At 72.0% G+C, this 25780-nt stretch carries 26 protein-coding genes; 9 read left to right on the top strand and 17 right to left on the bottom strand.

Annotated features, from left to right (window positions below; all coding sequences use genetic code 11):
• The first annotated feature begins 120 nt into the window (after positions 1-120).
• Entirely contained in the window at positions 121-1698 is a 1578-nt protein-coding gene (locus ACLBXO_RS11870; RefSeq protein WP_331312577.1) for a SpoVR family protein, read from the top strand.
• A gap of 222 nt (positions 1699-1920) precedes the next feature.
• Complete coding sequence (locus ACLBXO_RS11865; RefSeq protein ID WP_331312576.1) at positions 1921-2349, top strand: PaaI family thioesterase; 429 nt, start codon at positions 1921-1923, stop codon at positions 2347-2349.
• Between the two features lie 28 nt (positions 2350-2377).
• Here the strand turns inward: ACLBXO_RS11865 and ACLBXO_RS11860 are convergent, their stop codons facing one another.
• The 4 genes from ACLBXO_RS11860 to glyA all read right to left on the bottom strand — a co-directional run bounded on the left by ACLBXO_RS11860 (position 2378) and on the right by glyA (position 6063).
• Positions 2378-3001, bottom strand: coding sequence for a riboflavin synthase (locus ACLBXO_RS11860; protein ID WP_447685492.1), 624 nt, complete (start codon positions 2999-3001; stop codon positions 2378-2380).
• Positions 3002-3004: 3 nt separating this feature from the next.
• Positions 3005-4114: a bifunctional diaminohydroxyphosphoribosylaminopyrimidine deaminase/5-amino-6-(5-phosphoribosylamino)uracil reductase RibD gene (gene ribD, locus ACLBXO_RS11855; RefSeq protein WP_447685491.1), complete on the bottom strand. Its 1110-nt coding sequence runs from the start codon at positions 4112-4114 to the stop codon at positions 3005-3007.
• Positions 4111-4644: a transcriptional regulator NrdR gene (gene nrdR / locus ACLBXO_RS11850; protein ID WP_447685490.1), complete on the bottom strand. Its 534-nt coding sequence runs from the start codon at positions 4642-4644 to the stop codon at positions 4111-4113. Before nrdR ends, ribD begins: the two co-directional genes overlap by 4 nt.
• A gap of 114 nt (positions 4645-4758) precedes the next feature.
• A complete protein-coding gene (gene glyA / locus ACLBXO_RS11845) occupies positions 4759-6063 on the bottom strand; it encodes a serine hydroxymethyltransferase (protein WP_331312741.1) in 1305 nt (434 codons plus the stop codon).
• A gap of 235 nt (positions 6064-6298) precedes the next feature.
• Here glyA and ACLBXO_RS11840 point away from each other — a divergent pair, with 235 nt between their 5' ends.
• Entirely contained in the window at positions 6299-6961 is a 663-nt protein-coding gene (locus tag ACLBXO_RS11840) for a hypothetical protein (protein WP_447685489.1), read from the top strand.
• Positions 6958-7407, top strand: a complete 450-nt coding sequence (locus ACLBXO_RS11835; RefSeq protein ID WP_331312740.1) for a hypothetical protein — start codon at positions 6958-6960, stop codon at positions 7405-7407. Before ACLBXO_RS11840 ends, ACLBXO_RS11835 begins: the two co-directional genes overlap by 4 nt.
• Before the next feature lie 22 nt (positions 7408-7429).
• On the opposite strand, the gene ACLBXO_RS11830 is transcribed toward ACLBXO_RS11835, so the two are convergent.
• The 5 genes from ACLBXO_RS11830 to ACLBXO_RS11810 all read right to left on the bottom strand — a co-directional run bounded on the left by ACLBXO_RS11830 (position 7430) and on the right by ACLBXO_RS11810 (position 13955).
• Entirely contained in the window at positions 7430-7747 is a 318-nt protein-coding gene (locus tag ACLBXO_RS11830; protein WP_447685488.1) for a cupin domain-containing protein, read from the bottom strand.
• A gap of 73 nt (positions 7748-7820) precedes the next feature.
• On the bottom strand, positions 7821-8621 hold the full coding sequence (locus ACLBXO_RS11825; protein WP_447685487.1) for a DUF937 domain-containing protein: 801 nt from the start codon (positions 8619-8621) through the stop codon (positions 7821-7823).
• A gap of 110 nt (positions 8622-8731) precedes the next feature.
• Positions 8732-10189 (bottom strand): MATE family efflux transporter, encoded by a 1458-nt coding sequence (locus ACLBXO_RS11820; protein WP_447685486.1) that lies wholly within the window; start codon positions 10187-10189, stop codon positions 8732-8734.
• 8 nt (positions 10190-10197) lie between these two features.
• Complete coding sequence (locus tag ACLBXO_RS11815; protein WP_447685485.1) at positions 10198-12171, bottom strand: monovalent cation:proton antiporter-2 (CPA2) family protein; 1974 nt, start codon at positions 12169-12171, stop codon at positions 10198-10200.
• Between the two features lie 146 nt (positions 12172-12317).
• Complete coding sequence (locus ACLBXO_RS11810) at positions 12318-13955, bottom strand: glucosamine inositolphosphorylceramide transferase family protein (protein ID WP_447685484.1); 1638 nt, start codon at positions 13953-13955, stop codon at positions 12318-12320.
• Positions 13956-14297: 342 nt separating this feature from the next.
• Here ACLBXO_RS11810 and ACLBXO_RS11805 point away from each other — a divergent pair, with 342 nt between their 5' ends.
• Positions 14298-14597: a hypothetical protein gene (locus ACLBXO_RS11805; protein WP_331312734.1), complete on the top strand. Its 300-nt coding sequence runs from the start codon at positions 14298-14300 to the stop codon at positions 14595-14597.
• 39 nt (positions 14598-14636) lie between these two features.
• On the opposite strand, the gene ACLBXO_RS11800 is transcribed toward ACLBXO_RS11805, so the two are convergent.
• The gene (locus tag ACLBXO_RS11800; protein WP_419539293.1) at positions 14637-15131 is read right to left on the bottom strand and encodes an RT0821/Lpp0805 family surface protein; all 495 of its coding nucleotides are present in this window, start codon (positions 15129-15131) and stop codon (positions 14637-14639) included.
• A gap of 92 nt (positions 15132-15223) precedes the next feature.
• Between ACLBXO_RS11800 and pdxH the strand changes: the two genes are divergently transcribed.
• Positions 15224-15847, top strand: a complete 624-nt coding sequence (pdxH, locus tag ACLBXO_RS11795) for a pyridoxamine 5'-phosphate oxidase (protein ID WP_331312733.1) — start codon at positions 15224-15226, stop codon at positions 15845-15847.
• Positions 15848-15917: 70 nt separating this feature from the next.
• Here the strand turns inward: pdxH and ACLBXO_RS11790 are convergent, their stop codons facing one another.
• The 6 genes from ACLBXO_RS11790 to hydA all read right to left on the bottom strand — a co-directional run bounded on the left by ACLBXO_RS11790 (position 15918) and on the right by hydA (position 22446).
• Positions 15918-16610 carry a 50S ribosomal protein L25/general stress protein Ctc gene (locus tag ACLBXO_RS11790; RefSeq protein WP_447685483.1) on the bottom strand — a complete coding sequence of 231 codons (693 nt, stop codon included), beginning with the start codon at positions 16608-16610 and terminating at the stop codon, positions 15918-15920.
• Between the two features lie 189 nt (positions 16611-16799).
• On the bottom strand, positions 16800-17687 hold the full coding sequence (locus ACLBXO_RS11785) for an ABC transporter permease (RefSeq protein WP_447685482.1): 888 nt from the start codon (positions 17685-17687) through the stop codon (positions 16800-16802).
• A gap of 2 nt (positions 17688-17689) precedes the next feature.
• Positions 17690-18625 (bottom strand): ABC transporter permease, encoded by a 936-nt coding sequence (locus ACLBXO_RS11780; RefSeq protein WP_447685481.1) that lies wholly within the window; start codon positions 18623-18625, stop codon positions 17690-17692.
• A gap of 70 nt (positions 18626-18695) precedes the next feature.
• A complete protein-coding gene (locus ACLBXO_RS11775; RefSeq protein WP_447685480.1) occupies positions 18696-19958 on the bottom strand; it encodes an ABC transporter substrate-binding protein in 1263 nt (420 codons plus the stop codon).
• Between the two features lie 14 nt (positions 19959-19972).
• Positions 19973-20971 carry an ABC transporter ATP-binding protein gene (locus tag ACLBXO_RS11770; protein ID WP_447685479.1) on the bottom strand — a complete coding sequence of 333 codons (999 nt, stop codon included), beginning with the start codon at positions 20969-20971 and terminating at the stop codon, positions 19973-19975.
• 47 nt (positions 20972-21018) lie between these two features.
• Positions 21019-22446 (bottom strand): dihydropyrimidinase, encoded by a 1428-nt coding sequence (gene hydA / locus ACLBXO_RS11765; RefSeq protein WP_447685478.1) that lies wholly within the window; start codon positions 22444-22446, stop codon positions 21019-21021.
• Positions 22447-22846: 400 nt separating this feature from the next.
• Here hydA and ACLBXO_RS11760 point away from each other — a divergent pair, with 400 nt between their 5' ends.
• The 3 genes from ACLBXO_RS11760 (at position 22847) to ACLBXO_RS11750 (ending at position 25117) form a co-directional block, all read left to right on the top strand.
• Positions 22847-23560 (top strand): SIR2 family NAD-dependent protein deacylase, encoded by a 714-nt coding sequence (locus tag ACLBXO_RS11760; RefSeq protein ID WP_331312726.1) that lies wholly within the window; start codon positions 22847-22849, stop codon positions 23558-23560.
• A 224-nt stretch (positions 23561-23784) separates the two neighbouring features.
• Complete coding sequence (locus ACLBXO_RS11755; RefSeq protein ID WP_012320868.1) at positions 23785-24009, top strand: hypothetical protein; 225 nt, start codon at positions 23785-23787, stop codon at positions 24007-24009.
• A 313-nt stretch (positions 24010-24322) separates the two neighbouring features.
• Entirely contained in the window at positions 24323-25117 is a 795-nt protein-coding gene (locus ACLBXO_RS11750) for a DUF1194 domain-containing protein (RefSeq protein ID WP_447685519.1), read from the top strand.
• A gap of 244 nt (positions 25118-25361) precedes the next feature.
• Here the strand turns inward: ACLBXO_RS11750 and ACLBXO_RS11745 are convergent, their stop codons facing one another.
• Positions 25362-25745 (bottom strand): hypothetical protein, encoded by a 384-nt coding sequence (locus tag ACLBXO_RS11745; RefSeq protein WP_447685477.1) that lies wholly within the window; start codon positions 25743-25745, stop codon positions 25362-25364.
• Positions 25746-25780: the final 35 nt, after the last annotated feature.

Here is a 25780-nt window from a genome sequence, read left to right as displayed (position 1 = left end):
CCCCTGTGGGGAGGGGTAGGGGTGGGGGTGGTTCAGAAAGGATCGCCGCGGTGCCTCCTGCACCACCCCCACCCCCGGTCCCTCCCCACAAGGGGGAGGGGAGAATGCGATGAGGGTTTCATGGTGACCAGCCTGAGCCGATCCAAGGTGAGTGCGCCGGCCGTGAAGGTCGATAAGCCCCTGTTCACCGGCAACGACTGGGATTTCGACACGATCCGGCGGATCCACGACGCCTGCGAGGCCGTGGCCGGGCCGCAGCTCGGCCTGTCCTGGTACCCGAACCAGATCGAGATCATCACGGCCGAGCAGATGCTCGATGCCTACGCGTCGATCGGCATGCCGCTGTTCTACAAGCACTGGTCGTTCGGCAAGCATTTCGCCCAGCACGAGGCCGGCTACCGCCGCGGCCTGATGGGGCTCGCCTACGAGATCGTCATCAACTCCGACCCGTGCATCTCCTACGTGATGGAGGAGAACACGGCGACCATGCAGACGCTGGTCATCGCGCACGCCGCCTTCGGCCACAACCACTTCTTCAAGAACAACTACCTGTTCCGGCAGTGGACCGACGCCGAGGGCATCCTCGACTACCTCGACTTCGCCAAGGGTTTCATCGCCCGCTGCGAGGAGCGCTACGGCCATCAGGCGGTGGAGCAGGTGCTCGACGCCGCCCATGCCCTGATGAGCCAGGGCGTCCACCGCTACCCGCGCAAGAAGCGGCCGGACCTCGCCTCCGAGCAGCGGCGCGAGCGCGAGCGGATCGAGCACGGCGAGCAGATCTACAACGACCTCTGGCGGACCCTGCCGCAGAAGATCGGCACGGCGCGTCCGGACGTGGCGGCGGAACGGCGCAAGGCGCTGCTGGAGCTGCCCCAGGAGAATATTCTTTACTTCCTGGAGAAGGTCGCGCCGAGACTCCGCCCCTGGCAGCGCGAGATCCTGCGGATCGTCCGCTTGGTCGCCCAGTACTTCTATCCGCAGCGCCAGACCAAGGTGATGAACGAGGGCTGCGCCACCTACTGCCACTACCGGATCATGAACGCCCTGTCGGAATCCGGGCAGATCACCGAGGCGGCCTATCTCGAGTTCCTGCAGTCCCACACCAACGTCATCCGGCAGCCGAACTACGACGACCGCTCCTACGGCGGCCACAATCCCTACGCGATCGGCTTCGCCATGATGCAGGACATCGCCCGCATCGCCGAGCAGCCGACCGAGGAGGACCGGGTATGGTTCCCCGACATCGCCGGGGTCGGCGACGCCATGGCGGTCCTGCGCGACTGCTGGGAGAATTACCGGGACGAGAGCTTCATCCAGCAGTTCCTGTCGCCCAAGCTGATGCGCGACCTGCGCCTGTTCCACGTGGTCGACGATCCGGAGGAGCCGGAACTGCGGGTGGAGGCGATCCACGACGAGCGCGGCTACCGCAAGCTGCGCCGCTCCTTCGCGCGTCAGTACGACGTGGCGTGGCTCGATCCCGACATCGAGGTGGTGGACGTGGACCTGGAGGGCGACCGGCGCCTGATCCTGCACCACAAGGCGATCAACAAGATCACCCTGCAGAAGGACGACGCCAAGCGCGTGCTGCAGCACCTCGCCGACCTCTGGGGCTACGACGTGGTGCTCAAGGAGATCGAGCCCGCCACCGGCACGGTGCTGGGCGAGATCACCGCCAGCGCGCGGCCGATCTTCTTCTGACGGGGCGTCCGGTCGAGCATTCCGATGGAGGCAGCCCTCCCTCGTCACGAGCGCAGCGATGTGACCCAGGGTTGCGCGACATCCGTGTGTGTAGCGCCGACTGGATGGCGTCGCTCCGCTCGCGAAGACGACACCGGCGGCTCGAGCGGTCTCTCTCGATGAGGGCGGCGCTTCGGAGGGCCTCGTGATTGCCTCGGCGGTACTCCCGTGCTGCATGGGGCGATGACCGCCACGATCCTCACCCTCGCCGAGACCAGCGACTTCCTCGACCGCGAGTTCCCGCAGATGCAGGCGGGCGGGCGGGCCTACCACCTCGAGGCCGTGGGACCGCTCGCGGCGCGGATGCGGCTGGAGGCCCACGAGCGCTTCCTCCGGCCCGGCGCGACCGTCTCGGGGCCGGCCATGATGGCGCTCGCCGACTACGCCCTCTACGCGGCGATCCTGGCCAATATCGGTCCCGTGGCGCTCGCGGTGACGACGAGCCTCACCTTCAACTTCCTGCGGAGGCCCGCCACCGGGGATCTCGTGGCCGAATGCCGGCTGCTCAAGCTCGGCCGGCGCCTCGCTGTCGGCGAGGTGTCGATCACCGCCGCGGGCAACCCCGACCTCGTCTGCCACGCCACCGGCACCTACTCGATCCCGCCGCGCTGACGCGCCGCAGCAAGGACGGGGGCCGGCCTCAGCCGGCCCGCGCCTCGGCGAGCCGTGCGGCGTAGCGGGCGATCAGGTCGACCTCCAGGTTGAGCCGGTCCCCCTGCCGCCGCTCTCCCCAGGTGGTGACCTGGAGCGTGTGCGGGATCAGCAGCACCGAGAACAGGTCGTCCTCGACCGCATTCACGGTGAGCGAGGTGCCGTCGAGGCAGACCGAGCCCTTCTCGGCGATGAACTTGGCCAAGTTCGACGGCGCCCGGAGGGTGAAGCGCTCGCTGGCGCCCCAGGCATCGGCCGTGACACGCGCGCGCTCCACGATCTCGGCGAGGCCGTCGACGTGGCCGGTGACCAGGTGGCCGCCCAGCTCGTCGCCGATCTTCAGGGAGCGCTCGAGGTTGATCCGCGTGCCCGCGACCCAGGCGCCCACCGTGGTGCGCGCCAGCGTCTCGGCGGCGGCGTCCACCGCGAAGACGCAGCCGTTCTCCGCCGGCTCCACCGACACGGCCGTGAGGCACGGGCCCGCGCAGGCGATCGAGGCGCCGAGCGCGATCGTGGCCGGGTCGTAGGCGGCGCGGATCGCGATCCGGCGCAGGTCGCCCGCGCCCGAGACCGAGACGACCGTGCCGATGGCGCTGACCAAGCCCGTGAACATCGCTTACGTCCTGTTGCGTTCGTAGGTCACGGCCGCGTCCGGCCCGAGCCGCAGCCGCTCGGCCTCCCGGAACCGATCGCCCGCCAGGGCCTCCGCCAGGGCCGGCCCCACGGCCGGCAGGCCGCCCGCCGGCCCCAGCTCCGCCGGTCCGGTGACCAGCGTGCAGGCATCGATCAGATCGGCCCGGGCGAGCGCCTCCGCAAGGCGGGGGCCGCCCTCGCTGCACAGGCGCGTCAGGCCGCGCTCGCCGAGATGCGCCAGGGCCGCCGGGAGATCGATCCCGCCGGCCGTGTCCGCCGGCACGGTCGCGACCTCGACGCCGAGGGCCTCCAGGGCCCGCCGCGCGTGGGCCGGGGCCGAGCGGGACGTGAGCACCAGGGTCGGCGTGTCGCGGGCGGTCCGGGCGAGCACGCTCGCCGGGGAGAGCCGCAGATGCGTATCGAGCACGACCCGCAGGGGCGAGCGCGCGCCCAGGCCCGGCAGCCGCACGGTCAGCGACGGGTCGTCGGCCCGGGCGGTGCCGATGCCGATCAGGATCGCGTCGGCGTGCGCCCGCCAGAGGTGGACCGCCCCGTCCGCCACCGGCCCGGTGATCCGCAGGCGCTCCGGCCCGGCGGCGGCGCAGAAGCCGTCGCGGGTGCGGGCGAGCTTGAGGTGCAGGGCCGGGCGTCCGCGCGTCACCCGGGTGACGTGGCCGACATGGTCGCGCGCCGCCTCGTCCCGCATCAGGCCGGTCTCGACCGCGACGCCGCCCCGCCGCAGGAGGTCGTGGCCGCGCCCCGCCACACGCGGGTCGGGATCCTCCAGGGCGCTGACCACCCGGGCGATCCCGGCGGCCAGGATCGCGTCGGTGCAGGGCGGCGTGCGGCCGTGATGGGAGCAGGGCTCCAGGGTGACGTAGAGAGTCGCGCCGCGGGCGGCCTCGCCGGCGGCGGCGAGCGCCACGGGCTCCCCGTGCGGGCGCCCGCCCGGCGCCGTGGCCGCCGTCCCGAGGATGCGGCCGGTCCCGGGCTCGACCACGACGGCGCCGACCGACGGGTTCGGCCAGGTGGTGCCGAGCCCGCGCCGGCCCAGCGCCAGGGCGAGGCGCATGAAGTTCGGGTCGCCGCTCATGGGCGCCCGACGCGGCGCCGCCCCGACGCCTCGGGCTCCGGGTCGCCCTCCGGTTCCGGCGCGGCCGCCGGCACCGGGATGCCGTCGCTCAGCGTGCCGAGCAGCTCCTCGAAGTCCCGGGCCTCGCGGAAGTTCTTGTAGACGGAGGCGAAGCGCACGTAGGCGACGTCGTCGAGGCCCTTGAGCCCCGCCATGACGAGTTCGCCGATCGCCTCGGAGGTCACCTCGGGCTCGCCGGCGCTCTCCAGCTGCCGGGTGATGCCGCTGACCAGCCGCTCGATCCGCTCCGGGTCGACAGCGCGCTTGCGGAGCGCCACGTCGATGGAGCGCTGGAGCTTGTCGCGGTCGAACGGCACGCGCTTGCCCGAGCGCTTGAGCACCACGACCTCGCGGAGCTGCACGCGCTCGAAGGTGGTGAAGCGGCCGGCGCAGTCCGGGCAGACCCGGCGGCGCCGGATCGCGGCACCGTCCTCGGAGGGCCGCGAGTCCTTCACCTGGGTCTCGGAGCCGCCGCAGTAAGGACACCGCATGGATTTCGCTACTCGGGCATGGAAACGGCCGCGGACCGGTCGGATCCGCGGCCGTTTCCTAATCCACCGCGGGCCGGCCCGGAAGACCGGCCCCGCTCGGACGGTCCTCTCGCCTCAGCCGTAGATCGGGAACCGGTCCGTCAGCGCGTGGACGCGGGTCTTGACGTCGGCCTCGACCGCGCTGTCGCCCGCCTCACCCTTGGCGGCGAGCCCGTCCAGCACCTCGACGATGAAGCCGCCGATCTGCTTGAACTCGGCGACGCCGAAGCCGCGCGAGGTGCCGGCCGGGGTGCCGAGCCGGATGCCCGACGTGATGGTCGGCTTCTGCGTGTCGAAGGGGACGCCGTTCTTGTTGCAGGTGATGTGCGCCCGCGACAGGGCCGCCTCGGCGGCCTTGCCGGTGAGGCCCTTCCGCTGGAGGTCGACCAGCATCAGGTGGTTGTCGGTGCCGCCCGAGGTGATGTCGTAGCCGCCCGAGATCAGCGTGTCGGCGAGCGCCCGGGCGTTCTCCACCACCTGGCGGGCGTAGATCTTGAACTCGGGCTTCAGCGCCTCCCCGAAGGCCACGGCCTTGCCGGCGATGACGTGCATCAGCGGGCCGCCCTGGATGCCGGGGAAGATCGCCGAGTTGAACTTCTTGGCGAGCGCCTCGTCGTTCGTCAGGATCATGCCGCCGCGCGGGCCGCGGAGCGTCTTGTGGGTCGTCGTGGTGGCGACGTGGGCGTGCGGGAACGGCGACGGGTGGACGCCGGCCGCCACGAGGCCCGCGAAGTGGGCCATGTCGACCATGAAGTAGGCGCCCACCGAGTCGGCGATCTCGCGGAACTTTGCGAAGTCCCAGTGGCGCGGGTAGCCCGAACCGCCGGCGATGATCACCTTCGGCTTGTGCTCCTGCGCGAGCTGGGCGACCTGATCCATGTCGATCCGCTGGTCCTCGCGGCGCACCGTGTAGGAGACCGGCTTGAACCACTTGCCCGAGACGTTCGGCGGGGCGCCGTGCGTCAGGTGGCCGCCCGCGGCGAGGTCGAGGCCCAGGAAGGTGTCGCCGGGCTGCATGAGCGCGAGGAACACGCCCTGGTTGGCCTGCGAGCCGGAATTCGGCTGCACGTTGGCGAAGCCGCAATCGAACAGGCGCTTGGCGCGCTCGATGGCGAGGTCCTCGGCGATGTCCACGAACTGGCAGCCGCCGTAGTAGCGCCGGCCCGGATAGCCTTCCGCGTACTTGTTGGTGAGCACCGAGCCCTGAGCCTCCAGCACGGCGCGGGAGACGATGTTCTCCGAGGCGATCAGCTCGATCTCGTGCTGCTGGCGGCCGAGTTCCTTGGCCACCGCCTCGGCGATCTCGGGGTCGGCCTCCGTCAGCGGGGCGGCGAAGAAGCTGTTGGAGAAGTGCTTGTCGGCGGCGGTACCGGCGCTCATGGTCTGCCTCTGTTCTGGTAGGGGCGATGCCCGGCCTTTCGTCGGCGTGCACGGGCGGGCGTTGAAGGTGGGATTCCTACACGCGCCGGGGGCTCAGGCCAAGCACAGGCATTTTGCTCGCGCGCCAAGAATTATTTGTCGCAGCCTGCCGCGGCTGCCCCGAGGGCGGTGTCGGCATATTTTCCTTATCTGTCACGAATCGCTTGACAAAAGGAAAAGATTCATGGAATAAATCATGAACGTTTCGAGGATCAGGGACGCGATGCGGTACTGTGATCTGCTGGATGTCCTGGATTACTCCATCGCTGAGCTTCGGCTCGGACTGGCCTTCATCGCTCTGGACTTGCTGGAGCTTAAGGCCGGCTTTCGGCAGGACCAGCCGCGCGGCCGCGACGGCTGCTGGTGCGGTGGGAGCGGTTCGCTCGTCGTCGCGCGGAAAGACAAGACCGGGGATCCCCGGATCGACGGGAAAACCGACGCGATCGTCGATGTCTTGGGCGAGGTCGTCCAGACCTGCGATCCCGGCCAGGGCCCCCTGTACGGCATCGAGGTACACACGAAGTTCGCGGCACGGATGCGGGAACTCGACCTGCCCGGCATCGGGCGGCACGGTATCGAGCAGAGCTTCAGCGCCGGTGATCTGGTGCGCTACGGATTGGACGGCAGCATACGCACGGACGTGATCCTCCGCGACGGCAGGACCAACGCTGCCCCGATTCGAGCGATTTGGGATATCAAGACCGGCAAGGCGCAGTTGACGCCCGCTCGCGCGCGCGAACTGCGCAGAGGTGTCGGCGTGGATGACAGTGTTCCTGTCATAGAGATCCACTTGAGACGAGGAAACTCGGTCAAGGGCGTGTCGATATCCGCGGTTCTATTCGGAGAGAGGTTGCCATGAGCATGGAAGCCTATGCGCTCTGCGCGCGCGCGATGCCCGGCGTGGCGGAATGGCAGGCGGCCATCGACGGGATCGGATTCGATCTCAAACTCGACGCCGTGCACATGCCGCCAGCCACGCAAGGGCATCTGTCCGCGACTTGGCGGCGCCACGAGGCTGGCTTCGAGTGCCAGATCGTGCCGCTGTCGGATCTGACGGACACCTATACCGACATCGACTTCGGTGGACCGTGGACGTGCGTCTATGCCTTCTACTTTGCCACGCTCCCGGCCTGCGCCGGGGCGTGGATGGCTGTCGCGGCCTGCGCGGCCCGGTCGGGCGGTATCGTCTTCGATCCGCAAGAGGGGCATCTGCTCACCGCCGAGGACGCGATCCGCCACGCGCGCGACACGGTGGGGCGCATCGTCAGTCTGGACGCGCAGTTCGACGCCGCGGCGGACCGCTGAGGCCGGACGGCAGGCTGCGCCCTCAGGCCCATGGGGCGAGGTTCGTCTCGATCAGGACCGTCTCGGTCTCGAACGCGGCCGCGTGCCACGTCCCTGCCGGGAAGTGGAACACGCTGCCGGCCGTGAACGGCTCGCGGCCCTGCGCGGTCTCCAGGATCCCCGAACCGGAGAGCACCTGCACGAACTGCTCGTGCTCGTGGCTGTGGGCCGGTGCGGAGACGCCCGCCGGCACGACCACGCGCACGAGGCTGGCCCCGGAGCCCGGGATCGTGCGCTTGGCGACGCCGTTCCCGCCGAGGCTCTCGGCGCGGTCGTCCCAGGCGGTCAGGTGGTCGCTCATCGACGGGTCTCCTCGCCGACAGGGTGCGGCTCCGGTCCGCCGGGTCAACGCCCGTCCGGACCCTGTCCCTGCGTCAACCGGTCCCGCCGGGCTGGCGGCCGCGGCGGCCTTTGCCGGCCGCTTGGTCGGCCGGCGCCGGATCGGGACGGGCCGGAGTCGCGGTCGCCGCCGGAGGCGCGGCGCTCGCGGACGGCGTGCCGGAGGCGGGCCAGAAGGTCTCGAACAGCTCCTGCATCGCCCGGATGTTGTTGCCCTGAACCTCCGCCCCGGTGCGCAGCATCTGCTGGAACATGTCGGAGCCGGCCTCGCCGGCGCCCGCCTGTGGGTCGGCGGCGGGCTTCGCGGCGGGCTTGGCCGCGGGCTTGGCGGCCGGCTTGGGCGGGGCGGGCGGCTCGACCGCCGGCATCATCGCCTTGGCCATCTCGGCCCAGGCCGGGCCGAACGGGAACGGCACGGGCGGTGGCGGCGGACTCGGCCGCGCCGGCTCGGCCTGCGGCTGGTTCAGCATGACGTGGACGATGCTCGCCACCACGGCCCCCGCCATCATCGGCAGCATCTGGCGGAGCACCTGCGCGCCGACGCCGCTCGTCGCCGAGGCCTGCCGCAGCACCGCCTGCATCAGCTGGGCCGAGCCGAACATCTGGCCGAGGGCCTCGAAACCCTGCGCCGGCGCCGGCTTGGCGGCCTCCAGACCGAACATCCGCGCGAAGCCGGTCGGGTCCAGGCCGACGCTGCGCTGGAGGCCGAGCGTCAGGGCCGGCATCAACGCCTCGAAGGCGCGGGCCGTCTGCTCGCTCGTCAGGCCGAACGGCTGGCCCATGGCCTGGAGCCCGGCCTCGCCCTGGGCCTGGAACATCTCGAGCGGGTTGAACATGACGCCTCGATCCTGTCCCGGCCCGGACCGCCCGGGACAGGACATCGTGACCCTTTGCGCGGGGAAATACCAGTTCCCACCCGCGGAACTTGTGCCTGGCCGCCGCCGCGTCAGCTCAACGGCTCGGGATGGGCGTGCCCCGGCGGCAGCGGCGCCCCCCGCTGGGGCGCCGCCGCGGCGGTATCCGGTTCCGGCCGGCGCGGGCCCGCCTCCTCCAGCCGGTCGACCGTGCGGCGGGCGAGCAGGATGCCGAGCGCCCCGAAGACCAGGGAGCCGACCCCCATCCCGGCCACCACCCCGCGGGGGCCGTAGAGCGTCGCGCCGAGCAGCGCCGGCGGGATCGTCCCGAGCGTCGCCCGGCCCCAGTTCAGCAGCGTCGAGCGCAGCGGGAAGCCGAGGTTGTTGAAGGCGGCGTTGCCGAGGAACAGGAGCCCGTTGAAGAACCAGATCGCGCCGCCGACGAGGCAGAAGAAGCCGAACAGCTCGGCCGCGACTCCCTGCAGGCCGAACAGGCCGGCGAGCCACCCCCGGGCCAGCGAAAGGAGGAGCCAGACCGCGGCGCAGTAGGCCAGCGTCACCCGGATCGCCGCGCCGAGCACGCCGCGCATCCGGTCGAACAGGCCCGCGCCCCAGTTCTGCGCCAGGATCGGGCCGATCGCCCCCGACAGTGCGAACAGGCCGCCGAACGCCACCGGCGTCAGCCGGTCGATCACCGACGCGGCCGCGACCGCGTCCGCTCCGTAGCCGGCAAAAAGGCGTGCCAGGAACGCGCTCGCCACCGAGGGGGCGAGGTTCGTGAGCACGGCCGGACCCGCGACGCCCGCCAGGGCGGCCGCGTCGGCCGGCAGGTCGACCAGCAGGTCGGCGAGGCGCGGCCGGCCGAGAAGCCCGTGCCGGGCGACGCCGCGGACGCCCACCGCCACGAAGGTCGCGCGCGCCGCGCAGACCGTGATCGCCGCGCCCGGGACGCCGAGGCCCGCCCCGAAGATCAGCAGCGGGTCGAGGAGCGCGGTGACCACGGCACCGGCCAGGGTGACCGACATCGCCTGCCGCGCCGCGCCGACCGCGCGCAGCAGGCCCGTGAACAGCATGCCGGCGGCGAGCAGCAGGTTCGACGGCAGGGTGATGTGCAGGAACAGGACGGCCACCCGCAGCGCCTCGCCCCGCGCGCCGATCAGGGCCAGGAGCGGGTCGGCCAGCAGCGCGATCAGCACCGCGATGACGGCGGCCACGAGGCTGCCGAGGACCAGCGCCGAGGTCGCGAGGCGCCGCGCCGCCGCGCGGTCGCGGGCGCCGACGGCCTTCCCGACCAGGGCGCCGGCCGCGATCATCAGGCCGATATTCACCGCGGTGGCGAAGAACTGCACGATGCCGGCGAAGCCGACCGCCGCCGTGAGGTTCGGGTCGCCGAGCGTCGAGACGTAGAGCAGCGACAGCAGGTCGACGACGAAGATCGCCATCAGCCCCACCGAGCCGGTGGCGGCCATCACCACGACGTGGCGGAGGATCGAGCCGGTGACGAAGCGGCCCGCCTCCGCCGGGGGCGGCCCGTCGGGCATGTCAGACATCCGGCCCGTCACGCATCCCGGGCGCTGCCTTCCGCCTCGAGCTCGGCCTCCGGATCGGAATCCTCCGCGGCGTCCGTCTCCTGCGGCGCCAGGGCGGGCTTCTCCAGGAGCCGCTCGGCGGCCTCGCGCCGGTCGCTGCCCACGAGGTCGCGGGTCTCGGTGCTGAGCGCCCGGGCCGGCCGGACCGGGGCGGTCAGCGGCTCGGGCTTCAGGCCGGCCGCGGCGCCGCGCATCCAGCTGGACCCGTCCGGCAGGGCGCCCGCCTGCTGCAGGACCAGTCGCGCGATGTCGCGCTTGCGCACGTCGTCGGTCCGGGCGGTGGCCGCCTCCGGCGACAGGCCGAGCCCCTCCAGGGCCGCCCGACCGAAGGCGAGGGCGGATTCGGCGGTCTCGCGGATCTGGTAGTCGACGTCCCGGTTCATCAGCTCCACCGCGTGCAGGCGGTCGTAGGCCCGCACGAAGGTCCGCACGCTGGAGAACTCCTCGTGGACGATGTCGACGATCTTGAGGGCGCCCTCCCGGTCGTCGACGCAGATGCAGACCAGCTCAACCCGGCCGATCCCGGCGGCGCGGAGCACGTCGAGGCGCGTGCCGTCGCCGTAGTAGATGCGGAAGCCGAAGCGCGAGGCCGCGCGCAGCTGCTCCACGTCCTTGTCGATCACCGTGACCGGGATGCCCTCGGCCATCAGCACGTGCGTCAGGACCTGCCCGAACCGGCCGAAGCCGATCACCAGCACCCGCGCGTCGCCGCTCTCGGACAGCTCGGTAGAGGGCTCCTCCAGCGCGAAGGTGCTGCGCGCGTTGCGCCGCTCGATCAGCTTGTCGAGACCCTTGGCGGCGATGGGGCCGATCAGCATGGTCAGCGCCGCGAGCGCCACCGCGAAGCGCGTCGCCGTGACGCCGGTGAGGCCGAGATCCTGGGCCTGCGGCAGCAGCACGAAGGCGAACTCGCCCGCGGGCGCCAGGACCGCGGCCCCCCGCAGCGCCCCGAGGGTGTCCGAGCCGAACAGCCGGAACAGGCCGGCCACGATCGCGACCTTGACCAGGATCGCCGCCAGGGTCGCCCCGAACAGGGCCGGCCAGACCTCGCGCACCAGGTTGCCGTCGATCGACATGCCGACGCTCATGAAGAACAGGCCGAGCAGCATGCCGCGGAACGGCTCGATGTCGGCCTCCAGCTGGTGGCGGAAGTTCGACTCGGCCAGCAGGATGCCGGCGAGGAACGCCCCCATCGCCATCGACAGGCCGACCTGCTCCATGAGCAGCGCGGTGCCCAGCACCACCAGCAGCGCCGCGGCGGTCATCACCTCGCGGGCGCCGCTCGCCGCGAGCAGCCGGAAGAACGGGTTCAGGCCGTAGCGGCCGACCAGCACCACCGCGAGGATCGCCGCGAGCGCCTTGCCGGTGGAGACCGCCGCCTCCCCGAGCCAGGACACGTCGGTCGCCTCGCCCGCCGAGGCCAGCAGCGGCATCAGCGCCAGGATGCCGACCACCGACAGGTCCTGGAACAGCAGGACCGCGAAGGCGCGCGCGCCGTAGGCGCTGCCGAGATCGCCGCGCTCCTCCAGGAGCTGCAGGGCCACCGCGGTGGCCGAGAGGGCGAGCGCGAGGCCGATCACCGCGGCGGCGCCGAAGCTGAGACCCGCCACGACGCCCGCGCCGCCGAGCACCAGCGCGCAGACGACGAGCTGCGCGGTGCCGAGGCCGAAGATGTCGCGCCGCATCGAGACGAGCTGCGACAGGTGCAGCTCCAGCCCCACGATGAACAGCAGCAGCACCACGCCGATCTCGGCGACGCTGGCGGCTGTCTCGGGCTCGGCGATCAGCGACAGGCCGGAGGGCCCGATCAGCACGCCGGCCACGAGGTAGCCGAGCACGGCGCTCTGGCCGATCAGCCGGAAGATCGGCACGCCGATCACCGCCGCCGTGAGGAAGGTCAGGACCGGCGGCAGGAAGCTCGCATGTTCGACGGGGCTCGCCATGGTGATCGTCCCGGCGGTTCTGCTGGATCGGCGCAGGTGAGGTCCCCGCTTAGCGCGCACGGGGCCGCGATGCGAGCCGTAAGCGGGTGCCGTTCGGCACCGACGGGCCCGCGCGGGGCGGCTCGGCCCGGGCTCGGGAGGCGCGCTCAGCCCAGCAGGCGGGTGCGGGCCCGATGCGAGCCGTCGATGAACTCGAAGCCGCCGGCCGCGCTCAGCATGTGCAGGCGCGTGCCCGGCCAGGCCGCGCCCGGGCGGAGGCGCGTCTCGACCCGCTGGGCGTAGGCGTCCTCGTCGAGGCGCAGGATCCGGGCGAGGCCGAGCGCCGCGCCGTAGCCCTGCCGGCAATCCTGGACGGGCCGGATCAGGCCACCGTCGCGCGCCACGATCGGCCCCGCGGCCCGGGCGGAGCCGATGTCGATCAGCACCGGGTTGTGCCGGTGGGGGGTCCAGGGTCCGCGGAAATGCGGCGCGTGCCAGAGATGGAGCGTGTCGGAGTAGCTGCCGCCGCCGGCCCGGACCGTGGCGAACATCCACCAGCGGCCGCCGTGCTGCAGCAGGGTCGCGTCCCCGGCCACGACCCCGTCGAGGAGCACCGCCTCGTGGACCCAGCCGCGCGGGAAGTCGGTGGCGCGGTAGAGGTCGATCGTCCCGGAGGCGTGCGATTCCGGGATCATCCAGACCTGTCCGTCCGCCTCGAACACGAACGGGTAGGAGAGGTGGGTCTCGAGCTCGAGCACCGGCTCCGGGCGGCCGCGGGGCCCGTTCTCCCCGACATCCACCGCGGCGATCACGCCCTTGCCGCGGCGGTAGTCGAACTCCTCGACGAACAGGGTCACGGCGCCGTTGCGGGCGATCGCGAAGGGATCGGCGTAGAAGCGACGCCCGTCGTCGGGAAGAACCTGCCAGCCGCCTTCGGGATGCCGGCGCAGGTCGATCAGGTCGGGGCCGACGACCCGCCGCCAGCCCACCCGCCAGTGCGGGCCGTGGAAGCAGAGGGCGTAGAGCCGGCGGGCGATCTGGCGGGCGAGCCCCCCGGCGGCCCGGCGGCGGGCGCCCAGGCCGCCGAGATCGTAGGCGGCCGCGGGCTGCAGGGAGGGGCCGGCGCCGTCGGGGAGCGCCGTCGAGGCGGCGCCGTCGAGGGCGGCGAGGATCAGCGTGATGGTCCGCGCGAGGTAGCCCTCGAAGGCCGTGAGCATCACCGTGTGCGATTCCGTGCCGAGGCGGCCGACCGCCACCGGCGCGCCGTCCGGCCCGCGCAGGGTCGCCACCGGCGCCCCGTGGGCGAACAGGGCGGCGAGGAGGCCGGCCTCGCCCGGCATCCCGTCGTAGTCGAGCCGCCAAGCCGGCGCCGAGCACGGCGCCGAGCCCGGCGCCGAACCCGGCTCAGCGGGGCGACCCGAGAGGTCGAGGACGAGGTCGGCGCCGCTGCCGCCGGGCTCCGCGCCCTCGGGGCTCGCCTCGTAGGGCGCGAGGGCCACCGGTTCCGCCGCGGTCGCCAGACCCGGCCGGGGCAGGCCGTGGATGGCGGCCTCCAGGCGGAACAGGAGTTCCGCGTTCGGCGGCAGTCCCTCGGCGTGCTCCGCCCAGGCGACCCGGATCCGATGGTCGGGCCGCTGCCCGAGCAGGTCGAGAAGGCGGATGTGCCAGCCGCGCAGGCACCGGCGGTCGAGCCGCACGGTGACGGTGCGGGGGCGGGAGAGCGTCCCGGGCGACGGCTCCGCCCGGGCGGGAGCCCGGCCGCCGGCAGCCGACGGCCGGTCCGTGCCTCCGATCGCCCGCTCCATCAGCCGGTCGGCCCCACGCCCCGCGTGCCGGATTTCGTATCGACGCTCACGGCGGCCAAACCCGGGATGCGCTCGGTCTCGACCCTCGATACGGTCGAGCCGGGCTCGAATGCTGTTACGCCGCGCCACGATCAAGCACGGCCGCGTGGCTGTCTACCGGTTCAAACTTAACGCGCGGGACGATTTCTGGGCGATGAACCGAAAAAAGCGAAAGTCGGGGCATCAAATAAGCGCGTGTTGGCAGGCGGTGGTACAATGTCGCGCGGCCGTGGCGGCTCGCCGAGGGGAACCCACCTCCAGCTGGACCGTTCGCCAGACAACGACGTGGTGCGGAGACAGGACATGACGCGCAAGACGCTCACGATGCCCCTCGCGGCGATGCTCCTCGCCGCCATTCCGGGGACGGCCTTTGCCTGGGGCGGCGGCGGCGGTGGCGGCGGCGACAGCGGTAGCGGCCTCTCGCCCTACGCGGCGCTGAGCGGGAACGATCGCTCGGCGGGGGTCAACAACGGCAATTATCGCGACCCGGCCCTCGACCCCTACATCCGCACCTATGATCCGGAGGCCGCGGCCCGCTACGTCGCACCCCCGGCCGCGCAGCCGCGCCTGCGCATGCGGCCCTATTACGGACACCCGTACTGAGGCACCCGCGGAGGCCGCCGCGCGGCGGCCCCGTCGCGGTCAGGAGCGTCCGAGCCCATTCGCCGGCCGGACGCGCTTGAGCGTCCACGGTCCGCCCGAGAGCTTGCAGCCGGTGCCGCGGACGAAGCGGCTGCGGGACGGCGCGATCACGGATGCCAGGAAGTTGCGGCAGATCAGCTCGTCCGAGACGTACGGCAGCCCGGTCGGATTGACCGACCCGTGAAGCCCGGTCTCCGGGTTGTCCCACTTGACCGGTCGTCCGTTGCCCTGCGGATCGAGGGCGACGCTCAGGGCGGCCCGCGCCCGGCGCCAATCCTCCTCGGCGAGGTCGTCGCCGAAACTCACGGGCCGCTTCTCGATGCTGCCGGTGACGGTCGGCTCCTCGACCACGCGCGGCGCCGCCGCCGGGGGATCGCCCCGGAAGACCAGCAGGGGCTGGCTGCAGCCGCTCAGAACCATTGCCAGGGACAAGGCCGATACGGACGCGCCGATAAGCGACCGCCGGCTTGGCCCTTTACACGCGCATCCCCGCATTACACCTGACTCTCGACGGGCTATTCGCTCGACCGAACACGCCGATGTCGGTGCCCCCTCAGGCCCTGGACGCGGCAGGCAGGAGTCTTGGCGTGGATCAGTTAAGGACCGATGACCCGAAGAGCGGGGACTTCACCCTGAGCGAGGACCCCGTCGCGCTGTTCGCCGCCTGGATGAAGGAGGCCGAGGCCTCCGAGCCCGAGGACGCGAACGCGATGGCGCTCGCCACCGCCGGCTCGGACGGGCTGCCGGACGTGCGGATGGTCCTGCTGAAGGGCTTCGACGCGAGCGGTTTCGTCTTCTACACCAACACCCAGTCCACCAAGGGCGAGGAGCTGGCGCAGAACCCCCAGGCGGCCCTGGTGCTGCACTGGAAGAGCCTGCGCCGGCAGGTGCGGGCCCGCGGCCCGGTCACGCCGGTGACGGCCGCGGAGGCCGACGCGTATTTCCAGAGCCGCCGGCGGGAGAGCCGGCTCGGTGCGATCGCCAGCCAGCAATCCCGCCCGCTCGCCGACCGCGCCACGCTGATGACCGCGGTGGCGGAGCTGTCCGAGCGCTACGGGGACGGGCCGATCCCCCGGCCCGCGCACTGGACCGGGTTCCGGATCGCGCCGGTGAGCGTCGAGTTCTGGCAGAACGGCGATTTCCGGCTGCACGACCGGGTGCGCTTCACCCGGACGGGCGCGGTCTGGAGCCGGGCGCGGCTCTATCCCTGACCCCGGCCGGAACGCAGAGAGCCCCGGCAGGGCCGGGGCTCTCGCGTCGCGTGGCGGGTGGCGACGAGGCTCAGGCCTCCTCGCCGTCCTTCTTCTCGTCCTCGGAGGTCTCGGCCTCGGCTTCGGCCTTCTCCTCGGCGGCCTCGGCCGACTGCGCCTCGGCGATGGCGGCCTCCTCGGCCTCCACCTCGGCGCCGAGCACCGTCGGCGGCACGATGTTGGCCACCGGGTCGGTCGCCTCGCCGGTGTAGGTGCCGGCCGGGATCTTGATGTCGGAGACGTGGATCACGTCGCCGATCTCGCGGCCGGTCAGGTCGACCTCGATCGCGTCCGGGATCCGGTCGGGGGCGACGTCGAGGCTCAGCGTGTGGGCCACGATGTTGAGGGTGCCGCCGAGCTTCTTGATGCCGGGGGCCGCGTCCTCGTTGACGAAGTGCACCGGCACCTCGACCGTGACGGTCTGGCCCGAGACGACGCGCAGGAAGTCGACGTGCAGCGGCACGCCGGTCACCGGGTCGAGCTGGAAGTCGCGCGGGATCGCGCGGACCTTCTTGCCGCCGGCGTTGATCTCGAACAGCGTGGTCTTGAAGCCGCCGGCGTAGATCAGGGTGCGGGTGCGGATGAGGTCGACCGCGATGGACTGCGGCGGCTGGCCGCCCCCGTAGATGACGGCGGGAATCTGGCCCTGGCGACGAACGGCCCGGGCGGCCCCCTTGCCGACCCGGTCGCGTGCCACGGCCTCAAGCGTCTTCACAGCGCTCATGGCGTGATCCTTTACGATTGCTGGAGCCGGAAAACGAAAAGGCCGCCCCTGGCGGACGGCCACATCCTTCCCGGCGCGCCCCTGCCTCCAAGGGTGTCTCGGGGGCGCGCCGTGCGCATACACGGGCGGGGGGAGATTGGCAATGCGGCGGCGCGGCCGGCCCAGGGCCGCCCGGCCGTCCGGCCCCGATCACGGGCCCGCCAGCGCCCGCCGCGCCCGGCGCTTCTGCAGCCACAGGGTCAGGCCGAGCGCCGTGCCGATCACCAGGGCCGAGACGGCGGTCGTCACCGTGCCGAGGGCGTAGATCTCCGGCGTCGTCACCGTGGTGGTCAGGCCCTGCAGCTCCAGCGGCAGGGTGTTGCGGCCGCCGATCGCCTGGCTGGTGCGGGCGAGCTCGTCGAACGACAGGGTGAAGCCGAACAGCGCGACGCCGACGAGGGCGGGCGCGAGGATCGGCACGACCACGTAGCGCAGCGTCTGCGGGCCGCTGGCGCCGAGGTCGCGGGCGGCCTCCTCGTAGGCCGGGTCGAACCGGTTGAACACCGCGAACATGATCAGCAGGCCGAAGGGCAGCGTCCAGGTGAGGTGCGCGCCCAGCGCCGAGCTGTAGAGGCCCATCACGGTGCCGTGGTCCTGCAGGAACCCCCAGCCGGTGGCGGCGGCGAGCGCCTTGACGGCGTCGTCGAGGAGCCGGAACTCCAGCCCGATCCCGAGGGAGACCACGATCGAGGGCACGATCAGGCTCGACACCGCCAGGGCGAAGACGAGGCCGGCGCCGCGAAACCCCTTCCGGAAGGCGAGGCCGGCGTAGAACGCGATTCCCACGGTGAGCGCCATGACCACGAGGCCGAGCGCCAGGGAGCGCCGCAGCGCCGCCCAGATGTCGACCACGCCGACGCCGTCCCACAGCTTGGCGAACCAGTGGGTCGAGACGCCGTTCATCGGGAAGGTCAGGCCGCCGGAGGGCCCCTGGAAGCTCAGCGCCAGGATGGTCAGGGTCGGCCCGTACAGGAACAGGACGTAGAGGGCGAAGACCGCCGCCAGCAGGTAGAAGGCGCGGCCGCGGGACTGGTCCATCGCTACAGCTCCCGCCGGAGATCGATCATCCGGGTGAGCCCCAGGATCATCAGCAGCACGGCGGCGAGCAGCACCACGGCGTTGGCGGCGGCGGCCGGGAACTGCAGGTAGGACATCTGCACCTGGATCACCTTGCCGACGCTGGCGATCTGCTGGCCGCCCATGACGCCCACGGTGACGAAGTCGCCCATCACCAGCGTCGTCACGAAGATCGTCCCGATGGCGATGCCGGGCTTGGCGAGCGGCAGGATCACGTTCCAGAGGATCTGCGCGCCGGAGGCGCCGCCGTCGCGCGCCGCCTCGATCAGCCGCCGGTCGATGCGCGCGAGGCTGTTGAAGATCGGCACGATCATGAACACCGTGTCAAGGTGCACGAAGGCCAGGACCACCGCGAAGTCGGAGTAGAGCAGGCCGTCGATCGGCTGCCGGATCAGCCCGAGGGTGCGGAGCGTGTCGTTGACGAGGCCGTTGCGGCCGAGCAGCGGGATCCACGAGATCATGCGGATCACGTTCGAGGTCCAGAACGGGATCGTGCAGAGCAGGAACAGGCCCATCCGCACCGTGCCGGAGCGGATGTGGAAGGCCAGGAAGTAGGCGATCGCGAAGCCGAGCGGTAGGGTGATCGCCAGCGTCAGCGCGACGAACTTCACCGTCGACAGGTAGGTGCGCAAAGTCGTGCAGAGGTCGGCCGACAGGCAGCCGTCGAACACGTCGGCGTAGTTCTGCAGGGTGAGCGCCGGGATGATCTCGTACTCGTTGTACTCCCAGAGCGAGACGATGCCGGTGAGCACCAGCGGCACCACCAGGAAGACGAGGAAGACGAGGGCCAGCGGTGCGGCCTGGAGGTAGGCGAGGGCGCGGCGGCGCGGGCGGGCCGCGACGGTGGGCGCTGGGGCGCGCTCGGCGGTCGCGGCGGCGGGCAGGGCGAGATCGGTCATCGGGCTCGCCCCACGCAAGCCGACGGAGCCCTGCCCCCGCAGCCGGGGGAGAGGGCGGAGCGGAGCGCGCTCACGCGGCGATGAACTCGTTCCACTTGCGCACCATGTAGGTGTTCTCGTCCATCACGGCGTTCCAGCAGGCGACCGCGCCCATCCGCGCGTCGAAGGAGCCGCCGTCGCGGGTGGCGCCGGCCTTCTCGATCAGCGTGCCGTCGGGGCCGAGGATGTCCTTCTCGGCGGGCTTGCCCTCCATCCAGAAGGCCCACTCGTAGGGCTGCATGTTCGCCTGCGCGGTCTCCAGCACAGCCGAGTAGTAGCCCTGCCGGTTGAGATAGGCCCCGGCCCAGCCGGACAGGAACCAGTTGATGAAGTCGTAGGCGGCGTCGAGCTTCTTGCCGCTCAGGGTCTTGGGGATGCCGAAGCCCGAGGCCCAGGCCCGGTAGCCCTCCTTCAGCGGCTGGTAGGTGCAGGGCACGCCCTGCGCGCGGACCTTGGTGACGGCGGGCGACCACATCGACTGGATCACCGTCTCGCCCGAGGCCATCAGGTTCACGGATTCGTTGAAGTCCTGCCAGAAGGCCCGGAACTGTCCGGCGCGCTTGGCCTCGATCAGCACCTTGATGGTGCGGTCGATCTCGGGCTTCGTCATGTTGCCCTTGTCGCCGTAGGTGTAGTCGCCGGTGGCCTCCACCACCATGGCGGCGTCCATGATGCCGATCGACGGGATGTTGAGGATCGAGGCCTTGCCCTTGAAGGCCGGGTTGAGGAGCTCCTTCCAGCTCGTGACGGGCACCTTGATCAGGTCCGGCCGGATGCCCAGCGTGTCGGCGTTGTAGACGGTCGGGATCAGCGAGATCCACTGCGTCTGTTCGCCGGCAAATTTCTTGGAGTCGGGACCCTCCAGGTAGAAGACCTTCTTGGGCGCCGTGCCCTGGTCGCCGATCTTCTTGCCCGCGACCTCGCCCTTGGTGAAGACCGAAGAGATCTTGTCGGCGAGCTTGATCCGCTTGGCGTCCATGCCCTGCAGGTTGCCCGACGGAAGGATCTTCTTGAGGCTGAAATACTCGGTGTCGATCAGGTCGAAGGAGTTCGGCTGGGTGACCGCGCGCTTGGTCACCTCGTCGGTCACCACCGGAATGTACTCGATGGTGATGCCGAGATCCTCCTTCACCTTCCGGGCGATGTCGGCGGACTGGTTCACCGCGGTACCGAGGTAGCGCAGGGTCACGGGCTCGGCGGCGTGCACGGCCGGGAAGCCGGTCACCGGCGTCGCGGCCAGCGCGGCGGCGCCCTTCAGGAGCGTGCGCCGGCTCGGCTTCGAGGGGAGGTCCATGGTCGTCTCCGTACCTATGACGCGTCGAGGCGATGGGCGGCGGCAGCGTCCCAGCCGACCGGGATCGTCTCGCCCAGGCGGAGCGGCCGGGCGGCGAACGCCGCGTCGCTGAGGATCGCCGTGAGGGCGGCGGGGCTCTCGGGCGCGCGCTCCAGCCCCTCGGCGTCGAGGCCGACATGGACGCTGGTGCCCTGGTACTCGACCGCCACCACCCGGGCCGGCAGGGCGGCAGGGCCGGCCTCGGCACCGAGCCGCATCCGGTCGGCCCGCACGGCGACGAGCCCCTCGGGCAGCCGGATCACGTTGTGGCCGCCGATGAACCGGGCCACGAAGGCGGTGGCCGGGCGCTCGAACACGGTGCGCGGGTCGGCGGCCTGCTCGATCCGGCCGGCATTCATCACCACCACGAGGTCGGACAGCGCCATCGCCTCCTCCTGGCTGTGGGTGACGTGGATGAAGGTGAGGCCGAGCTCGGTCTGGATCCGCTTCAGCTCGACCCGCATCCGCACCCGCAGGAACGGATCGAGGGCCGAGAGCGGCTCGTCGAGCAGCAGCACCTTCGGGCCGGTGACCAGGGCGCGGGCCAGCGCCACGCGCTGCTGCTGGCCGCCGGAGAGCTGGGCCGGCAGGCGCCCGGCGAGGTGGCCCATCTGCACGAGATCGAGCATCGCCATCGCCTTGGCGCGGCGCTCCGCCTTGCCCACGCCGCGCATCTTCAGGCTGAAGGCGACGTTGTCGCGCGCGTCGAGATGCGGGAACAGCGCGTAGCTCTGGAACATCATCGCGGTGCCGCGCTCGGCCGGCGGCGCGTCGCCCACCGCCTTCGGGCCGATCACCACCGCGCCCGCGCTGGCGCGCTCGTGGCCGCCGATCATCCGCAGGGTCGTGGTCTTGCCGCAGCCGGACGGGCCGAGCAGGCAGCAATAGGCCCCGGACGGCACCTTCAGGTCGATGCCGTCGACCGCGATGGCCGCACCGTAGCGCTTGGTCAGGCCGATCAGCTCGACATTCATGCGAGGCTCCCCCCGGAGATCAGGCAAGCGGCGGGCCAGCGCGGCCGTCAGGCCTCCCGCCGCTCGGCCGGATCGACCGCCCGGTCCAGCACCCGCCCGCGCCCCGGCTCGGACAGGACCCGGCCGTCCTCGGCGATGATCTGCCCGCCCGCGACGGTCATCACCGGCCATCCGGTGACCTCGAAACCCTCCCACGGCGTGTAGTCGGAGCCGTGGTGGAGGATCTCCTGGCGGATGGTCTCGCGCTTGTGGGGATCCCACAGGGTCAGGTCGGCGTCGAAGCCCGGGGCGATCGAGCCCTTGCGCGGGTACAGCCCGTACAGCTTGGCGTGGTTCGTGGCGGTCAGCGCGGCGAACTGGTTGAGGCTGATCCGCCCCTTCGAGACCCCTTCGGAGAAGAATACCGGCAGCCGCGTCTCGATGCCGGGGATGCCGTTCGGGATCCAGCGGAACGAGGTCTTCCCGCGCGGGTTCAGCTTGCCCTGCGGGTCGTCGTAGCGGAACGGGCAATGGTCGGAGGAGACCACGTCGAAGACCCCGCGCCGGATGCCCGACCAGACCGCCTCCTGGCTCTCGACGTCCCGCGTCGGCGGCGAGCAGACGTACTTGGCCCCCGCCATGGGATCCTCGTAGCCGAGCCCCTTCATGTCCTCGGCCGTCAGCGTCAGGTATTGCGGGCAGGTCTCGGCCCGGATCTTCAGGCCGCGTCCTTGAGCCCAGGCGATCTGCTCGGTCGCCTCGCGGCCCGAGACGTGGACGATCACGATCGGCAGGTCGATCAGCTCGGCGTGGCTGATCGCCCGGTGGGCCGCCTCCCGCTCGACGATCTCCGGGCGCGACAGGGCGTGGCCGTAGGGCCGGGTCTCGCCCGCCCGCTCCAACTTCTCGCTGAGGTAGCGGATCGCGTCGTAGCCCTCGGCGTGGACCATGACCCGGGCGCCCTGCCGCCGCGCGACGTGGAACACGTCGAGGAGCTGGCGGTCGTTCAGCACGAGGTCGTCGTAGGTCATGAAGACCTTGAACGAGGTGTAGCCGTCGGCGACCAGCGCCGGCAGCTCCTGGCCGAGCACCGCCTCGGTCGGGTCCGAGATGATCATGTGGATCGCCACGTCGACGTGGCACTGGCCCTCGGCCCTGGCCCGGTAGGCGTCGACGGCGCCGCGCAGGGAGGCGCCCCGGGGCTGGAGCGCGAAGGGCATCACGCAGGTGGTGCCGCCGGCCGCCGCCGCCCGGGTGGCGCTGGCGAAATCGTCGGCCATGACGATGCCGGGGCCGGAATCCTGGGCGATGTGGACGTGGCTGTCGATGCCGCCCGGCAGGACCAGCAGGCCGGAGGCGTCGATCACCCGGGCGGCGTCGGCGATGCCCTCGGCCACCGCGACGATCCGGCCGCCGCGCACGCCGACATCGGCCCGCACCGTGTCGCTCGCCGTGACCACCGTGCCGCCCCGGATGGCAAGGTCGAATTCGGGCATGCCGCTCACTCCTCCGCGCCGTCGGGCGCGCCGGGCCGATGCACGGTCCGCGCCGATTCGGGCGGACGGGTCGGCACGGCAGGAGGTCACAGGCGGCCGCGCGGGTCCAGCGGGCCGCGCCACACGCGGAGCGGCCTGACGCCATGGTTCCGGCCGAGATCTTCGGTCGTGATCGCTCGCCCCGTCATCACGGGCGCAGCGAAGTGACCCAGGGCTGCGCGACGCCGGTAAGCGGAACGGATTCCTGGACATCGATGACCGGCAGGGCAACATCGGACATGGCGTGTCTCCCGCCCGGCGAAGCGGGCCGCAGCATTCACCGGCGGGACCGAGCGGGAGAGAAGCCGCGCTGCCGATCAGCGGACAGATCAGGCCAATCTCCGGCGAACAGGAGCCGCCCATGACGGACCAGCCCAAGACGATCTTCGTGCTCACCGGGGCCGGCGTCTCGGCCGAGAGCGGGCTCGGCACGTTCCGCGACCGCGGCGGGATCTGGGCGCGGTTCGACCCGATGAAGCTCGCCACCCCGGAAGCCTACGCGGCCGATCCCGACACGGTGCTCGACTTCTACGACCATCGCCGCCGCGGCGCGGTCGCGGCCGAGCCGAACCCCGCGCACTTCGCCCTGGCCCGGGCCGAGGCGCGGCTCGCCGCGCGCGGCGGGCGGCTGTTCCTGTGCACCCAGAACGTCGACGACCTGCACGAGCGGGCCGGCTCGCGGGCGGTCACCCACATGCACGGCGAGCTGCTCAAGGCCCGCTGCTGCGCCTGCGGCGCGGTCACGCCGTGGCGCGCCGATCTGAGCCGGGCGGATGACTGCCCCGCCTGCGGCACACCGGGCCGGCTGCGGCCGGACGTGGTCTGGTTCGGCGAGATGCCGATGCACCTCGACGCGATCGAGGCGGCGCTCTCCGAGGCCGACCTGTTCGTGGCCGTGGGCACGTCGGGGGCGGTCTACCCGGCGGCGGGCTACGTGCGGCAGGCCCGGGCCCTCGGCATCCCGACCTGCGAGGTCAATCTGGAGCCGTCCGACAACGCCGACGCCTTCGACGAGGCCCGCTACGGGCCGGCGAGCACCGCGCTGCCGCGCTACCTGGCCGAACTCGGCCTCTAGGCGGGCGCGGGACCGGCCTGCCAAGCCGTTGTGCGGACAGAGTTTCCCGATCCACGATCCGCCGGAATGGGCCGGGACCACAATCCTAAATGACGCGAATCACATCGGCGCGAGCTGTCAAGAACTGGTCGGGCAGTTGCCCACGGGTTACAACAGTCAAGCTCGGGATCGGCGTCGCGGCCTACCCGAGCGTTCGTTGAAGCCACAAGGGGAAGCAACTACCCATGCAGCACTTCACCGTAACCGACCGCGAGCGTGACACCGTCCTGGCGGCGCTGCGCTACTACCAGTTCTACCGGATGCAGGGTCACCCCTTCGACCCCCGTCAGGATCATCTGATCGACACCATCGCCGGCCGGGCCGGCGAGGCGCTGGACCTCGCCGAGATCGACGATCTCTGCGCCGGCCTGAACGGCAACCCGCACGCCCTCGCCGCCGCGGCGGCCTGAGGCAGCTTCCGGGGCGGCCGAGGCCGCCCTCGACGCCCCCGCGACCGGCCCAGGGACGGGGCCGGAGGACGGGTCACCTCCGAGATGAGCGGGCCACCGCCGCCGGAGCGAACCCTCCTCACCGGGGCCGGGCCTCGCGCCCGAACCACACCCCGCCGACGCGCATCCGGGCCCGCCCCGCGGCGCGTCGGTCCGACGGGCGGGTCCGCGCGGCGGGCCCCCCGAAAGGCCGGTTTCGCGCGACGTCGAAACGTGGCCTAACGGATGCGCGACGGCCGCGGGGCCGCGCCTTCCGGGAGCGCCGAGGCCGATGATGCGGACGGGTTCGCGACGGATCCGCCGCGGCGTCCTGCGGGGCGCCGGCCTCCTGCTCCTCGGCCTGACGCCGGCCGGAGCCGAGCCCACCCGGGCGGCGCCCGAGAGCGTCGCCACCGCCCTGGTCGTCTCCGTGGACGTATCGCAATCCGTCGACGACGCCCGTTTCCGGCTCCAGATGGAGGGCATCGCCGAGGCCCTGGAGGATCCGTCGGTCCTCGGCGCGATCACCGGCAATCCGGGCGGGATCCTGTTCGCGATGGTCACCTGGGCGGACCGGGCGAACGTCGCGGTCGGCTGGCGGCGGATCGCCGGCCGGGCCGACGCCGCGGCGGCCGCGGCCCTGGTGCGGGCGACGCCGCGGCAGGCGGGCGAGTTCACCTGCCTCGGCCAGATGTTCCGCACGGTGACCGCCGCCGTGCTCCCGGCGCTGCCGGTCCCGGCCGAGCGCGTCGTGGTCGACGTCTCCGGCGACGGGATCGACAACTGCACAGACGCCGACAGCCTCGCGGAGGCGCACCGGTCGCTGCTCGACACCGGCGCGACGGTCAACGGCCTGCCGATCCTGGTGCCGGGCGAGAACGACGTGGTCGGGGCCGGGGCCTACCGGGCGCCCGGCTACGGCCTGCTCCCGACGCCCCTGCCGCAGGCGCGCACGAGCCTGGAGCAGTGGTACCGCGCCCATGTCATCGGCGGTCCGGGGGCGTTCCTGCTGGCGGCCGCCGGCTACGGCGACTTCGCGCGGGCGCTGCGGCGAAAATTCGTGATCGAGATCACCGCGCTGGGTCGGTAGGGGCTCTTGCCCCGGGCGTACGTCACGCGGATCGAATCGCGCTTGCGGCCGGCACTGAGCCCACCGCGAGGGGCCGGCGCGGACCTGACGATGGCTCCGGGTATCGCACGCTCCGGCATCGCGAGCGAAGCGAAGTGACCCAGGGCAGCGCGACCCCAAAAGGCCTGGCGCGACCCTGGATCGCTTCGCTCCGCTCGCAAAGACGGTGGGACCGAAGCGGACAATCAGAGAGCGTATCAGCCTCTCAGGGGGCCTTCCTCAACTGCTGCTCGGCGCGGGTGAGCGCCGCCTCGCAGGCCGTCGCGTCGCCCTTCCGGTCGGCCGTGCGGGCCTCTTCCAGGGCGACCTTCGCCTGCTGGGCGGCGTCCGCGCCCTGGCCGGCCTGGGCCGCCTTCTCCGGGGGGGCCTGCGGCGACTCGTTCGCCCGCTGCCCCTCCGTCCCGGTGAGCCCCTCGCCGCCGCGCTTGGCGGCGTTGCCCTGGCCGCCGGTATTGGCCGAGATCGACTGGCTCACCTCGGACTGGACCCGCTTCGACACGCCGTCGATCCGGTCCCCGCAGGGCGAGGCGAGGGTGGGGGCCGCCGTCAGGATCAGGGTCAGGCAGGCCGTGAGGGCGGGACGCATCATCGGGTCGGGTGCTTTCCAAAAAGAAGGGGCCGCGG

The organism is Methylobacterium sp. C33D (assembly GCF_053345825.1).
The sequence above is the reverse complement of the archived record's forward strand: the minus strand, read 5'-3'. Positions and strand labels throughout refer to the sequence as shown.

Coding starts and splice junctions, on each gene's coding strand:
- ACLBXO_RS11815 (WP_447685485.1), bottom strand. CDS start 12,171: ATGGCGAGCCCCGTCGAACATGCGAGCTTCCTGCCGCCGGTCCTGACC.
- ACLBXO_RS11805 (WP_331312734.1), top strand. CDS start 14,298: ATGACGCGCAAGACGCTCACGATGCCCCTCGCGGCGATGCTCCTCGCC.
- ACLBXO_RS11820 (WP_447685486.1), bottom strand. CDS start 10,189: ATGTCTGACATGCCCGACGGGCCGCCCCCGGCGGAGGCGGGCCGCTTC.
- ACLBXO_RS11775 (WP_447685480.1), bottom strand. CDS start 19,958: ATGGACCTCCCCTCGAAGCCGAGCCGGCGCACGCTCCTGAAGGGCGCC.
- ACLBXO_RS11780 (WP_447685481.1), bottom strand. CDS start 18,625: ATGACCGATCTCGCCCTGCCCGCCGCCGCGACCGCCGAGCGCGCCCCA.
- ACLBXO_RS11835 (WP_331312740.1), top strand. CDS start 6,958: ATGAGCATGGAAGCCTATGCGCTCTGCGCGCGCGCGATGCCCGGCGTG.
- ACLBXO_RS11760 (WP_331312726.1), top strand. CDS start 22,847: ATGACGGACCAGCCCAAGACGATCTTCGTGCTCACCGGGGCCGGCGTC.
- ACLBXO_RS11870 (WP_331312577.1), top strand. CDS start 121: ATGGTGACCAGCCTGAGCCGATCCAAGGTGAGTGCGCCGGCCGTGAAG.
- ACLBXO_RS11790 (WP_447685483.1), bottom strand. CDS start 16,610: ATGAGCGCTGTGAAGACGCTTGAGGCCGTGGCACGCGACCGGGTCGGC.
- ACLBXO_RS11840 (WP_447685489.1), top strand. CDS start 6,299: ATGAACGTTTCGAGGATCAGGGACGCGATGCGGTACTGTGATCTGCTG.
- ACLBXO_RS11755 (WP_012320868.1), top strand. CDS start 23,785: ATGCAGCACTTCACCGTAACCGACCGCGAGCGTGACACCGTCCTGGCG.
- ACLBXO_RS11800 (WP_419539293.1), bottom strand. CDS start 15,131: ATGCGGGGATGCGCGTGTAAAGGGCCAAGCCGGCGGTCGCTTATCGGC.
- ACLBXO_RS11830 (WP_447685488.1), bottom strand. CDS start 7,747: ATGAGCGACCACCTGACCGCCTGGGACGACCGCGCCGAGAGCCTCGGC.
- nrdR (WP_447685490.1), bottom strand. CDS start 4,644: ATGCGGTGTCCTTACTGCGGCGGCTCCGAGACCCAGGTGAAGGACTCG.
- ribD (WP_447685491.1), bottom strand. CDS start 4,114: ATGAGCGGCGACCCGAACTTCATGCGCCTCGCCCTGGCGCTGGGCCGG.
- ACLBXO_RS11865 (WP_331312576.1), top strand. CDS start 1,921: ATGACCGCCACGATCCTCACCCTCGCCGAGACCAGCGACTTCCTCGAC.
- ACLBXO_RS11745 (WP_447685477.1), bottom strand. CDS start 25,745: ATGATGCGTCCCGCCCTCACGGCCTGCCTGACCCTGATCCTGACGGCG.
- ACLBXO_RS11860 (WP_447685492.1), bottom strand. CDS start 3,001: ATGTTCACGGGCTTGGTCAGCGCCATCGGCACGGTCGTCTCGGTCTCG.
- ACLBXO_RS11770 (WP_447685479.1), bottom strand. CDS start 20,971: ATGAATGTCGAGCTGATCGGCCTGACCAAGCGCTACGGTGCGGCCATC.
- ACLBXO_RS11825 (WP_447685487.1), bottom strand. CDS start 8,621: ATGTTCAACCCGCTCGAGATGTTCCAGGCCCAGGGCGAGGCCGGGCTC.
- glyA (WP_331312741.1), bottom strand. CDS start 6,063: ATGAGCGCCGGTACCGCCGCCGACAAGCACTTCTCCAACAGCTTCTTC.
- hydA (WP_447685478.1), bottom strand. CDS start 22,446: ATGCCCGAATTCGACCTTGCCATCCGGGGCGGCACGGTGGTCACGGCG.
- ACLBXO_RS11810 (WP_447685484.1), bottom strand. CDS start 13,955: ATGGAGCGGGCGATCGGAGGCACGGACCGGCCGTCGGCTGCCGGCGGC.
- ACLBXO_RS11785 (WP_447685482.1), bottom strand. CDS start 17,687: ATGGACCAGTCCCGCGGCCGCGCCTTCTACCTGCTGGCGGCGGTCTTC.
- ACLBXO_RS11750 (WP_447685519.1), top strand. CDS start 24,323: ATGCGGACGGGTTCGCGACGGATCCGCCGCGGCGTCCTGCGGGGCGCC.